The sequence below is a fragment of the Argonema galeatum A003/A1 genome, from assembly GCF_023333595.1.
Classification (GTDB): Bacteria; Cyanobacteriota; Cyanobacteriia; order Cyanobacteriales; family Aerosakkonemataceae; genus Argonema; species Argonema galeatum.
The window spans coordinates 65,272-77,200 of sequence record NZ_JAIQZM010000001.1; the positions used below are offsets into that span (position 1 = coordinate 65,272).

Annotated in this window: 18 protein-coding genes and 1 pseudogene; 12 read left to right on the forward strand and 7 right to left on the reverse strand. The window is 41.9% G+C overall.

Annotation, left to right across the window (positions count from 1 at the left end):
• The 6 genes from LAY41_RS00280 to LAY41_RS00305 all read left to right on the forward strand — a co-directional run.
• A partial coding sequence (locus LAY41_RS00280; protein ID WP_249092879.1) for an ankyrin repeat domain-containing protein occupies positions 1–250 on the forward strand: 250 nt, incomplete at its 5' end.
• Positions 251–280: 30 nt separating this feature from the next.
• Positions 281–1,837 carry a serine/threonine protein kinase gene (locus LAY41_RS00285; protein ID WP_249092880.1) on the forward strand — a complete coding sequence of 519 codons (1,557 nt, stop codon included), beginning with the start codon at positions 281–283 and terminating at the stop codon, positions 1,835–1,837.
• Positions 1,838–2,000: 163 nt separating this feature from the next.
• On the forward strand, positions 2,001–2,345 hold the full coding sequence (locus tag LAY41_RS00290; RefSeq protein ID WP_249092881.1) for a papain fold toxin domain-containing protein: 345 nt from the start codon (positions 2,001–2,003) through the stop codon (positions 2,343–2,345).
• An 11-nt stretch (positions 2,346–2,356) separates the two neighbouring features.
• Complete coding sequence (locus LAY41_RS00295) at positions 2,357–2,740, forward strand: hypothetical protein (protein ID WP_249092882.1); 384 nt, start codon at positions 2,357–2,359, stop codon at positions 2,738–2,740.
• A 26-nt stretch (positions 2,741–2,766) separates the two neighbouring features.
• Positions 2,767–3,168: a papain fold toxin domain-containing protein gene (locus tag LAY41_RS00300; protein ID WP_249092883.1), complete on the forward strand. Its 402-nt coding sequence runs from the start codon at positions 2,767–2,769 to the stop codon at positions 3,166–3,168.
• Between the two features lie 15 nt (positions 3,169–3,183).
• Positions 3,184–3,537, forward strand: coding sequence for a hypothetical protein (locus LAY41_RS00305; protein ID WP_249092884.1), 354 nt, complete (start codon positions 3,184–3,186; stop codon positions 3,535–3,537).
• Positions 3,538–3,548: 11 nt separating this feature from the next.
• Here the strand turns inward: LAY41_RS00305 and LAY41_RS00310 are convergent, their stop codons facing one another.
• Positions 3,549–4,187, reverse strand: a complete 639-nt coding sequence (locus LAY41_RS00310) for a Uma2 family endonuclease (RefSeq protein ID WP_249092885.1) — start codon at positions 4,185–4,187, stop codon at positions 3,549–3,551.
• A gap of 144 nt (positions 4,188–4,331) precedes the next feature.
• On the opposite strand from LAY41_RS00310, the gene LAY41_RS00315 reads away from it, so the two are divergent.
• Positions 4,332–4,880, forward strand: a complete 549-nt coding sequence (locus LAY41_RS00315) for a carbonic anhydrase (protein WP_249092888.1) — start codon at positions 4,332–4,334, stop codon at positions 4,878–4,880.
• Positions 4,881–4,926: 46 nt separating this feature from the next.
• Here the strand turns inward: LAY41_RS00315 and LAY41_RS00320 are convergent, their stop codons facing one another.
• Positions 4,927–5,346 carry a GxxExxY protein gene (locus LAY41_RS00320; RefSeq protein WP_249092890.1) on the reverse strand — a complete coding sequence of 140 codons (420 nt, stop codon included), beginning with the start codon at positions 5,344–5,346 and terminating at the stop codon, positions 4,927–4,929.
• Between the two features lie 60 nt (positions 5,347–5,406).
• Here LAY41_RS00320 and LAY41_RS00325 point away from each other — a divergent pair, with 60 nt between their 5' ends.
• From LAY41_RS00325 to LAY41_RS00335, 3 genes are read left to right on the forward strand one after another with little or no spacing between them, the layout of a single operon-like run.
• Positions 5,407–8,397 (forward strand): valine--tRNA ligase, encoded by a 2,991-nt coding sequence (locus LAY41_RS00325; protein WP_249092892.1) that lies wholly within the window; start codon positions 5,407–5,409, stop codon positions 8,395–8,397.
• 56 nt (positions 8,398–8,453) lie between these two features.
• Positions 8,454–8,651, forward strand: a complete 198-nt coding sequence (locus LAY41_RS00330) for a hypothetical protein (RefSeq protein ID WP_249092894.1) — start codon at positions 8,454–8,456, stop codon at positions 8,649–8,651.
• Between the two features lie 18 nt (positions 8,652–8,669).
• Entirely contained in the window at positions 8,670–9,185 is a 516-nt protein-coding gene (locus tag LAY41_RS00335; RefSeq protein ID WP_249092896.1) for a hypothetical protein, read from the forward strand.
• Between the two features lie 37 nt (positions 9,186–9,222).
• Here LAY41_RS00335 and LAY41_RS32705 read toward each other — a convergent pair.
• From LAY41_RS32705 to LAY41_RS00345, 3 genes and pseudogenes are all read right to left on the reverse strand, one after another.
• A pseudogene (locus LAY41_RS32705) lies at positions 9,223–9,608 on the reverse strand (type II toxin-antitoxin system VapC family toxin).
• A complete protein-coding gene (vapB, locus tag LAY41_RS00340; RefSeq protein ID WP_249092898.1) occupies positions 9,608–9,847 on the reverse strand; it encodes a type II toxin-antitoxin system VapB family antitoxin in 240 nt (79 codons plus the stop codon). The pseudogene LAY41_RS32705 and the gene vapB overlap by 1 nt, the downstream one beginning before the upstream one ends.
• Before the next feature lie 82 nt (positions 9,848–9,929).
• On the reverse strand, positions 9,930–10,253 hold the full coding sequence (locus LAY41_RS00345; protein WP_249092900.1) for a ribbon-helix-helix domain-containing protein: 324 nt from the start codon (positions 10,251–10,253) through the stop codon (positions 9,930–9,932).
• 237 nt (positions 10,254–10,490) lie between these two features.
• Between LAY41_RS00345 and LAY41_RS00350 the strand changes: the two genes are divergently transcribed.
• Both LAY41_RS00350 and LAY41_RS00355 read left to right on the forward strand, forming a co-directional pair.
• Positions 10,491–10,874, forward strand: coding sequence for a papain fold toxin domain-containing protein (locus LAY41_RS00350; RefSeq protein ID WP_249092902.1), 384 nt, complete (start codon positions 10,491–10,493; stop codon positions 10,872–10,874).
• A 42-nt stretch (positions 10,875–10,916) separates the two neighbouring features.
• Positions 10,917–11,297 carry a hypothetical protein gene (locus tag LAY41_RS00355; protein ID WP_249092903.1) on the forward strand — a complete coding sequence of 127 codons (381 nt, stop codon included), beginning with the start codon at positions 10,917–10,919 and terminating at the stop codon, positions 11,295–11,297.
• A 93-nt stretch (positions 11,298–11,390) separates the two neighbouring features.
• On the opposite strand, the gene LAY41_RS00360 is transcribed toward LAY41_RS00355, so the two are convergent.
• Positions 11,391–11,639, reverse strand: a complete 249-nt coding sequence (locus tag LAY41_RS00360; protein WP_249092905.1) for a DUF4926 domain-containing protein — start codon at positions 11,637–11,639, stop codon at positions 11,391–11,393.
• Positions 11,640–11,737: 98 nt separating this feature from the next.
• Complete coding sequence (locus LAY41_RS00365) at positions 11,738–11,929, reverse strand: hypothetical protein (RefSeq protein WP_249064401.1); 192 nt, start codon at positions 11,927–11,929, stop codon at positions 11,738–11,740.

Consider the following 11,929-nt stretch of genomic DNA (forward strand, 5'->3'; position numbering starts at 1 on the left):
TAACAGCAAGGAAGTGGCAGAACTGCTGATTGCTAAAGGTGCAGATGTCAATGCCAAAGACAAAGATGGCAAGACCCCATTGCACTGGGCGGCACGGCGTAACAGCAAGGAAGTGGCAGAACTGCTGATTGCTAAAGGTGCAGATGTCAATGCCATAGACAAAGATGGCAAGACCCCATTGCAATGGGCGATACGGTATAACAGCAAGGAAATGGCAGAACTGCTTAAAAGTCACGGCGCGCAATACTAATACCCTGAGATTAACTGCACAAAGGAAAATATGGAACTGCTACACCAGCCCGGAGAAATTATTGCTCAACGCTATCGGATTCTAGATACATTGGGACAAGGTGGAGTCGGCATCACCTATCAAGCCCAAGACTTGCAAAACTCTCAACAAGTGGCACTGAAAGCTTTGTCACTGCGCCGGATGGCAGATTGGAAGGTTTTAGAACTATTTGAACGAGAAGCCCGGATTCTCTCTGAGCTTAATCATCCTGGTATCCCGCGTTATCTAGACTATTTCCAAATGGATACTGTCGAAGATCGCAGTTTCTACATTGTCCAACAACTGGCACCAGGGAAGACCCTTGCGGCGCTAGTCGAGAGTGGGTGGAAGCCTGATGAAGCCGAGGTGAAATCTTTAGCGATTCAAATCTTAGAAATCCTGGTTTATTTGCACAGTCTCACACCTCCTGTGATTCACCGCGATATCAAACCGCAAAACATTATTTTGCGATCCCCCCTTGCCCCCCTTAACAAGGGGGGTAAACAGAGTCAAATTGCCCCCCTTCGCAAGGGGGATAAAGATCAAGATATTCTTGCCCCGTTGGAAAGGTCTATTCGTGCCACGGATGTATCAATTCGCAAGGGGGATAAAGATCAAGATATTCTTGCCCCCCTTGTTAAGGGGGGTTGGGGGGATCTATTCCTAGTAGATTTTGGGGCAGTGCAGGACACTTATCACAACACCGTTACTGGGGGTAGTACGGTAGTAGGAACTTATGGTTACATGGCGCCCGAACAGTTTCGGGGACAAGCAGTATTATCGACAGATTTGTATGGTTTAGGAACAACAATACTTTTTTTGTTGACTGGAAAATCCCCTGCCGATTTACCACAGCGCAAACTAAAGATTAATTTCCGCTCCCATGTCAGAGTTTCTTCTGAGTTTGCAGACTGGTTGGAAAAGATGCTCTCTCCAGTAATAGAAGACCGATTTTCATCGGCAAAGCAAGCATTAGCTGTGTTGCGGGGTGAACTGTTGATTAGCACATTGCGATCGACAAAACCCCAAAAACCGAAGGATACTCCTATCACCTTGACAAAAATTGAAAATAAACTTGTGGTAGAGATTCCGTCTGTTTGGTTACGCAACAATCATAGCCTACTTTTCGGGAGCATTCCCTTAGTTGGATACGGATTTTTTTTGTTAGTGCTGTTCTGGATATTCAAGGAAATCTTCCCCGAACCACTTAAAGATATCAACACCCTGTTTCTTGTGATATTCTTAACTTTATTTGGGTCGATTGGGTTGTTCATTTTGCTGCGGATTGGGGTGCGTAGATCTGGTACTTTCCTATTCGGAGGGCTATTTTGTACCAAGTTAGAGATCGATCAGTCTAATTTCCGACTACAAGGTAAAATTCGGGGAAGCACACAGGATATTTTACAGGGAAACCTGTGCAATATAAGGTTGCCATTCAGTAAAAAACCCTTTACGTTTTGTGTGCTTCAGGAGAGGAGACGCAAACATCGTTTTGGCTTATTTTTGACTCAGCAGGAAAACGAGTGGCTGATGGGAGAGATCGCAGATTTTTTGAAGGAAGTGCGATAGTTAAGGAGTGGTGTGGAAAGTGCGATTATGCAAGCTTTAGGCATCACCTGATTTAGTTCAAATATACAGATTTCGGTTAATTTGTCAATGGGTAAATTATAAATGTGTTCGCTCTCAAAAGGAGATAAATATTACTCAGATTAATGGAGAGCAACTTGGGGAATTGAGTGCGATCGCTAGTAATTATGAAAACCTTAAATGTGTTGAATGCGCTCTAGCACTCAAAGATTACTTGCTATCTCAGGGTATTCACGGTAAGCATATCAAACTTTACACCGGAACAGCCATAGGTCGAAGTAGCTACATTTATGATGATAGCATCCCAGGAGAGCCTATTTCCTTAAATGGTTGCCATCAAGGAATTATAATTTTGATCGACGCAGTAGAAATAGTTTTTGATAACCATCACCCTAATGGAGTTCCCAGAGATGAATGGATGAATAATCTATTATTTTATGGTAAACTACATTATGGCCAGCAATTTAAAGTAACAGAAAAAGAATTTTAAAGGAAAGTGTTATGACAGAAGTTCTTCAGAGAATAGCAGAGGTTAAATCTGAATATCTCTATGAGATGCTACAAGAAATTAAAAAACGCCCTGGTATTTTCTTAGGTAGAAGTTCCATTACCCGTCTGCGATCGTTTTTAGATGGATACATGGGTGCAAGAGAAGATCTAGGCTTGCCTCGAACAGATCAAGAACGAGAATTTAACAATTTTCAAGATTGGATACAGAAAAGATATAATATTACCTCATCTCACAGTTGGAATGAAATTATTCTATTTTATTCAGCTGATGAAAGAGATGCTTTAGATAACTTCTTCAAGCTGTTTGAAAAATTCCAAAATGGAGAAAGTCCTTTACCAAACAAGGTTAATATAAATCACGCTGAAAAAGCGTAATTGATCTATCCGCAAATTCTAAATGTGTGTCCTCTAAAAAGGAGGTAAATATTACTCAGATTAATGCCGAGCAACTTTTGGAATTGAGCGCGATAACTCTCACTTATGAAAACCTTAAATGTGTAGAATGCGCTAGTGCGATCGAGAATTACTTAAGCTCTCAAGGTATTCATGGGAAGCGCATCAAACTATACACTGGTGATGGAGCAAGTTGGGACAGCCGTATTTATGATGATAGTGTCCCTGGAGATGCTATTTCAGTTAATGGTCGCCATGAAGGAATTACAATTGCGATCGACGGTATAGAAACTGTTTTTGATAACCATCATCCTGAAGGAATACCTAAAAATGAATGGCTGGTAAATTTGCAGTTTCATAGTAAAATATTATTTGGTCAGCAGTTCCAGGTAACAGAAGAGTATTTTTAGGAGATAAAAATTTTTATGCCAGAAGTTGCTCAACAAATTGTAGCTGTCAAAACTGAATATCTCTACGATCTGCTAGCAAGAATTAAGCAAAGACCGGGTATGTATTTAGGTAACTGTTCTATTACCCGTCTGCGTATGCTGTTGGATGGATATGGTATGGCTCGAATGGAACTGGGCTTACCTAGAACCGAACAAGAAAGAGAATTTAACGGATTTCAAGATTGGATACAGAAAAGATATAATATTACTTCATCTCACGGATGGGATAGCATCATTCTTTTCTATTCTGCCGATGAAAGAGATGCCTTCGATAACTTCTTCAAGCTATTTGAAAAATTCCAAAATGGAGAAAGTCCTTTACCGAGTTAGTTGGTAGCAGATTATTTCTCACTCTCCAGTTTTCGCCGCAACTCGCGAATAGCTGTGCTAGTATTGCGATCGCCAGCAATTTGAAAACACTCTATCAGCATCTCCGAAATATTCATTGTCGGAAAATAGCGGCTGTTATGCACAACTTCATAGCCTTCTTCCCGATAGCTATAAATTACAAGTCTTTTCCGTTTGTATATCCAAACTTCTGGTACTCGATAGGGCAAATAATCATTTACATCCGTGTAGCTAGTAACATCTATTTCTATTACTAGATCGGGAGATGGATCGACACCCCAATTAATGCGATCTTTGCCTGCAACTGCCGCCCAGTTATTGATATAAAAACAGTAATCTGGTTCAATGCCCCTTATTTCTGGCAAATCCATTGTAATCGGAGTAAATGCCTCATAGTCTCTTTCTAAGTAATCGAGGAGAACGATAACTACCATCGCGATGATGTGAGCTTCACGTCCATGAGCGGGTAAAGGGGACATTAACAGAATTTCTCCTGGTCGATATTTGATGCGGGGGATAGATCGATCGCCCAATTGCTCGACGAGTTTCTGATAGTCTTGCCAATTGCCAGGTAGCCGTACAATTGCACCTGCGGGCAAATGGATTTTCTCTGGTGTAACGACAGCAAACATTTAAATTTAACCTCCGCCTCTAATATATAGCAGTCAAGGCCAGAAAATGAGGGTTTACCCCATAACTACATCAAAAAACCGGGTTTTCTGGTATCAGTAGTGATACGCCATCTGTTTTACCCGCCTACCCAAACCCGGTATCCTATGAACCACAGTCCCAATTGTCCAACTTGCAGAGGTATCAAGCGCCGCCACTTTCTCGGAATCATCCCAGGGGCGCTATCTCTAGCTATTCTATCAGCCCCTCAACCAGCATTAGCCGAAAAAACTGCCACCACTTTTGTACTCAGTTGCATAGATTTTCGCTTTATCGAAGCAGAACGGTACTTTTTGTCCCTGAAAAATCTCAGCAATAAATATGATTTAGTAGCCCTTGCAGGTGCTTCCTTAGCCTTAAGTGGAATTCCTCATCAAGCCGATGCACAAGCCTTTTGGGATCAATTAGAATTATCTTATCGCTTGCACCATATCCAAAAAGTAATTATCCTCGATCATCAAGATTGTGCGATTTATGCAGATAAGATTGACCCGGAACTGAGTGAAAATCCTGAAAGAGAGCAGGAGGTGCATACGGAATACCTAAGTCGGGCTTATTGGGAAATACGCGATCGCTATCCTGATTTGAATATAGAATTATATTTTGTGACTCTCAATGCGGAAGTAAAGCCTATTTCGCCAATCCCTAAAGGGTAAGATTTTTTTAACGAACCGCAGAGACGCAGAGAGCGCAGAGAGAAGATTAAGAAGAGAGAATGATGCGTTTGACCCCATCTTTGAGGACGGGGACGTTGAAGTTGATGAGAAGGGCGAGGCGATGGTTGGTCATTTTCAGATAAGACATAACTTGGGCTTCGTGGATGGGAGCTAGTTTTTCGACAGCTTTCAATTCCACAATTAGGACATCACTAACGAGAAAATCTAATATTCCCTTGCCTACCTGATTACCTTTGTAAGTCACTGCTACCGGCTTCTGAGGCTGACAAGGTATCCCACGCATCCGAAATTCTACTTCTAACGCTTCCTGATAAACCGACTCCAAAAATCCTGGCCCCAAAACCCGATGCACCTCAATCGCCGCCCCAATCACAGCATAAGTCAGCTGACTCATCTCCTCTCCCAACTCTCTTGTCTCTGCTTCCTCTGCGTCTCTGCGGTTCATTCCTCTTCCCTCTCCATCCCTATGTCAAAATTTTAATAGCAACAGCCTATCCTTTAACTAATGACTGCAAACCTTCCTCCTCAATACGATCCCTTTACTACCGAAGCCAAATGGCAAAAGTTCTGGGAAGAAAAACAAATCTTTAAAGCAGACCCGAATGCAGGCGGCGACCCCTACAGCATGGCGATTCCGCCACCCAATGTGACTGGTAGTTTGCACATGGGTCACGCTTTGGGACAAACGATCATGGATATTGTCGTCCGCTACCACCGGATGAAGGGACGCAATACTCTCTGGGTACCAGGAACGGATCATGCTAGTATCGCTGTCCACGTGATGCTGGAAAGGGAACTGGAAAAAGAAGGCAAAACTCGCGATGATTTGGGTCGCGAGAAGTTTCTCGATCGCGCAAAGCAGTGGAAAAATAATTCTGGTGGCGCAATTGTTAACCAAATGCGTCGTTTGGGTATTTCTGTTGATTGGTCGCGGGAACGCTTCACAATGGATGAGGGCTTATCTCTTGCGGTCGCGGAGGCTTTTGTTCGACTCTACGATGAAGGGTTGATTTATCGCGGCAATTATTTGGTGAATTGGTGTCCCGCTACTCAGTCGGCTGTCTCGGATTTGGAGGTTGAGGATCGGGAAGTTAATGGAAATTTGTGGCATTTCCGTTATCCTCTTACTGATAATTCGGGTTATTTGGAGGTAGCAACAACTCGGCCAGAAACGATGTTGGGTGATACGGGTGTGGCGGTTAATCCTAATGATAACCGTTACAAAGATTTAATTGGCAAAACGGTAATGCTCCCAATTATGAATCGGGAAATTCCGATCGTTGCTGATGAGTTGGTCGATCCCAGTTTCGGTACTGGTTGTGTGAAGGTGACGCCAGCGCACGACCCGAATGACTTTGAGATGGGAAATCGTCACAACTTGCCGTTTATCAATATTATGAATAAGGACGGCACTCTGAATGAAAATGCAGGGTCTTTCCAAGGTCAAGACCGTTTTGTCGCCCGCAAAAATGTGGTGGAACGGCTTGAAAATGATGGATTTTTGGTGAAGATTGAGGATTATAAGCATACTGTACCTTATAGCGATCGCGGTAAAGTTGCGATCGAACCTCTTCTCTCTACTCAATGGTTTGTCAAAATTCGGCCATTGGCCGATCGAGCGTTACAATTCTTGGATGAGCAAAACTCACCGGAATTTGTACCTCAACGCTGGACAAAGGTCTATCGCGATTGGTTGGTAAAGTTAAAGGATTGGTGTATCTCTCGTCAGTTGTGGTGGGGTCATCAAATCCCGGCTTGGTATGCTATCAGTGAAACTCATGGGGAAATTACTGATAGTACGCCGTTTGTGGTGGCGCGGACTGAGGTGGAAGCAAAAGAAAAAGCTGTTTCACAATTTGGCCAAAATGTCAAGTTAGTACAAGATCCAGATGTTCTTGATACTTGGTTTTCTTCTGGTTTGTGGCCTTTTTCTACTTTGGGTTGGCCGGAAAAAACTCGCGAAGTAGAATTTTACTATCCAACTTCTACTTTAGTTACTGGTTTTGACATCATCTTTTTCTGGGTTGCTAGAATGACGATGATGGCAGGATATTTTACAGATCAAATGCCGTTCAAAGACGTTTACATTCACGGTTTGGTGTTGGATGAAAACGGCGAAAAAATGTCTAAAACTAAGGGGAATGGCATTGACCCTTTGTTGATGATTGACAAATATGGTACTGACGCTTTGCGTTATACTCTGGTCAAGCAAGTCGCTGGTGCTGGTCAAGATATCCGCTTTGATTATATTCGCGAAAAGGATGAGTCGCCTTCGGTAGAAACGTCTCGCAATTTCACTAACAAACTGTGGAATGCTTCGCGGTTTGCAATGATGAATTTGGATGGACAAACGCCGCAGGATTTGGGGAACCCCACCCCAACCCTCCCCGTGGACGGGGAGGGAGTAGGAGAAGAATTCGGTGTGGACAAAATCAAAGTCCCCCCTGTGGACGGGGGGGAGGATGAAATCAAAGTCCCCCCTGTGGACGGGGGGGTGGACAAAATCAAAGTCCCCCCAGTGGACGGGGGGGTGGACAAAATCAAAGTCCCCCCTGTGGACGGGGGGGTGGACGAAATCAAAGTCCCCCCTGTGGACGGGGGGGTGGACGAAATCAAAGTCCCCCCTGTGGACGGGGGGGATTTAGGGGGGGTTCTAGAATTATCCGATCGCTGGATTCTCTCGCGCTATTATCAAACAGTGCAGCAAACCTGCGATTATATCGATAATTACGGTTTGGGAGAAGCTGCTAAAGGACTGTACGATTTCTTCTGGGGTGATTTCTGTGATTGGTACATTGAATTAGTGAAGTCTCGTCTGCAAAAAGATGCTGATGCTAATTCTAAAAAGGTTGCCCAACAAACTATCGCTTTTGTGTTGGAAGGAATCCTGAAATTACTGCATCCTTTCATGCCCCATATTACTGAGGAAATTTGGCATACTCTCACTCAATCTGGTGAGGATAAATCATTAGCTTTGCAAGCTTTTCCAAAAGCAGATGTAACGCTAATTAATCCTGATTTGGAACAAGATTTCGCTCTGCTAATTAACACAATTCGCACTTTGCGAAATCTCCGCGCTGAAGTGGATATTAAACCGGGTGCGAAAGTAACCGCAATCTTGCAAAGTGAAAGCGAAAAAGAACGGCAAATACTGAGATCTGGCGAGAGTTATATTCAAACCTTAGCCAAGGTGGAAAACCTCACAATTACTCCTAGTTTGGATGGAGAAATTGGCCAAAATATCGCGGGTGTTGTCGGTACTGTGCAAGCTTTAATTCCGCTAGCTGGTATCATAGATGTGGTAGCTTTAAGCGCCAAATTGCAGAAAAAATTAACCAAAGTGGAAGGGGAAATTAAATCTGTTTCTGGGCGTTTAAGCAATCCTAATTTTGTGGATAAAGCTGCGCCGGAAGTGGTGCAAGGTGCTAAAGATGCTTTGGCGGAAGCGGAGAAACAAACGGAAATATTGCGCGAGAGATTGAAGCAATTGGGCTAATATTGGTAGGGTGGGCAATGCCCACCTTACTAAAAGGGTAAATATAGCAAACTAAAGTGGGTAAGAAAAAAGACATTCAACAAGTGGAAGCAGTTGCCAGCGAATTCAATATGACTGAATCAGAAAGAAGAGATTTTGGAGATTTCTTAGAAGAAGAAAAAGCCGTAGGCAACGGTGGAACAAAAAATGAACGTGGTGATTTCACCTACCAAGAATTACAGCTAAAAGCGCGTGAATTTTTAGGCTTAAATTAGTTATTGGCGATCGAAATTATGACTACCAACTTAGTTCGGAAAGTAACCAAATTAACAGATATAAGGGAAATAGCAGAGATTACAATGAGAGTTTTCTTACAAATCTGCTGGAAAGCCAACCTAAGTTATGGAGATGAATTGAGCCTTCATATTGGAGATAGAATTCCTTACTCACAAAAATCTATGGCTGGTAAAGAAAAAGGTGAGTGGATATTAGGCACGCGAGGAACAACTTGGAAACTTAAATCGGGAGGGGAAACGATCGCTACGTCTGAGGAAGATGCGGAAAATATTAGACAACAAATTAAAGCGATCGAAAACATTCATATTAGTTGGTTTGTCCCTACTCCAGAGTTAGGTTTTAATATGGGTTTCTCTAATGGATATGAATTGATACTTATGCCAGAAATTGAAGATGATTCTGGTTTACCATATTGGGAAATGTTTACTCCCGAAGATATGGTTCTCAAAGTTGGGCCGAATTCTATATGGTCTTATACTTGCATTAGCAATATGCCTACAGTTCCATGTTAACAGATAGTCCAAATTCTAAACCGTAGCTACGCCTTATTCATAACCACACTCGCTGAATTGGATAAGTATCAAAAGCAACATCACGGCTAATTAAAACCAGAGAATTATTCATTGCCTGTGCTACCAGAATGCGATCCAAAGGATCTTTATGATACAAGGGGAGATTACAAAGCTGTATTGTATCTTTTAACGAAATTGGCAATAGCTTAAATCTTGTAGATTCAAAGCTAGATTCCATGTCATTAAAGTCAGATAGCAAAGAAAGTTTACCTATCTTAATCTTGATAGATATTTCCAAAAACTTGCAATACTGACAAAAACGTTATCTCTATTTTCGATTACATCTCGGATAGAAATAGGTAAATTTGAATCATCCTCTGCTAACCAAATAAAAACATGGGTATCCAACAAAATAGAATTCATTACATATATTCCTCAAAATCTTCCAGTGGTTCATCAAAATCATCCGGCAGAGGCAAAACAAAAGTTCCTTTCATTGAACCCGCTAAACGAGGTTTTTCAGAAATTTCTTCGGCTTCTTTGGTATTTTCTTTAGCATTTGGATACTTTTCAAGCAAATATTCTGCATAATGCAAAAGTTCTTTCTTGAGATCATCTGGCATATTAAGAACGGCTTTCCATAAAGCAGTATCCGTACTCATGATTTCTCCTTTTTGATAAGTTCCTGTTCTTCATACCAAACATAAGCCTCCGCAACATCCTGTTCTGCTTCTGGCAGAATAATCAGATTTCTAAGCGCCCTCGATTTCCGCTAGCGAGAATGTTGATAACGTAGCGGCTCATTTTTGTGTCTGACGCGCTTGCACCGAAACGTTCTAGAACTTGACTGACAAAAGTTTCGCCGTCAATGGGTGGTGTTTGGTCTGAAGTTGAGATGGCGGCGTCAATTTTTTCTCGCACATCCTCAACCCATGCGGTATCGGCCCGATCGTATTCATCCAGCAATCGCAAGGCAATTTCCAGGATTTCTTGGGCCGATCGGTATTTCCCAGCTTGCAGCTTGGTTTGAATAAAACGTTCTTGGTCAGAAGTGAGACTGATGCTCATAGAAAACTTTCTAGAAGTCGTCTCTATCATATCTCACGAATAAAGCAGGGGCGAATTTTGATGAGGGGGCGATCGCTATCTCTGCAATCATCTCTCCTTGGTACTTTCCCCTTTTCTCTGCACCTATATGGGTCGTTAGGTAGTGGTAGAGGCAGCCTTTTCTATTTATTCTGAATTACGCAAGGCAATTATTTTGAGATATACTTTTACTTAAGCGTAAAAGGTAAACTTACCACTTTGAGTTTAGAGCCGAGTAGTTTAGATGAAATTAGCCAAGAAATTGCTAATATTGCCAGCCAATATGGAGTTTTTCAATGTGTTGAATGTAGTCAGGCTATCAAAGAATTCTTGATAGCTAGCAACATACAGGGTAAGCAAATAAAACTCGATTTAGGAAGGCAAGACCTACCTTGGTCAGTGATTTATGATTTACGACGCCAGCAGCAAATTGCTACTAATGGCTACCATGTCGGGATATCAATTACAATTGACGAAAAGGAAATTATTTTTGATAATATAGATGGTAGTGGCGTGACTCGGCAGGAATGGCTACAAAATTTAACATCTCCTACTCTGGAACTGGGTATGGGAAGTTTTAAGATTATAGAAGAGGAATTTTGAGCAACAAAGTTGACAATTTTTTGATAAATATTGAGGTAGAAAATGCACGATTTATATACACTAATCGAGAAAATTAAAAAAGCTCCTTCAATGTACTTGGGACGACATTCAATTATTTGCCTTCAGGCTTTTTTATCGGGTTACAGCATTGCTAAATATGAGTTAGGAGAAGAACCAACAAAACAAGACCGCGATTTTATGGAGTTTCCTGAATGGATACGAAAAAAATTCAATGTGCAGACTAGCCAATCTTGGGCTAACATTATTCTTTTTTATTCGGAGGATGAAAGTAAAGCACTTGATCGATTTTTTGAATTGTTAGATGAGTTTATCGATCGAAATTCTTCCGCTGACAGTTTAGGTGAAGGTGGATTGGATATAGAGGAAAAAGTGGAAGGGCTAGCGAAAATGTTGATAACGTAGCACAGAGGTCATATCCCACCATTCCCGCTTAGCCTCTTTTTGAAATGAGTTGCCTTCCACTTGCAATCCTAGTGCATGGTTAGGAATGCTTCTTTATACCATAGCTATTTCAGGTATTTTGTCAGGGGATGCTGGCTCAAAATGCAATACCATAATTTGCTCTGGGCGTAGGCCCATAGACTCGTATGTACGTCCATTACGATCGCTGAATTCTACTTCAAACGCTGCCCCACCAGCTAAAATATCAACTACAGTGCCAACTTGACCACGCCATAGGTTATATTCAGGAAGATCGACTGTCATAGCTACTACATCAAGCAACTTAATTGTATTAGTCGTCATTTCATATCACCTCCAGATACTACAGGGGATAGCAGGTTGTTAATCTTGGAATATCAGAATCATATTCAATAATCCTAAAAACACCTAGCAGATAACTTTTAGCTAGTTGGAGACATCGATTGATTTGGTTGCTGACGGCGCTGTTTGAGAGGTTTTGAAATGAGTTGCCTTCCACTTTCAGCTTCTTTCTTCCGCAAATCATCGCAAATTGCCTGTAAATCGTAGTTGAAAGACTTAGCGTGTTCTTCCCTAATTCTGTAAATCTCTTCAAGCACTTCATCCTTCCACAT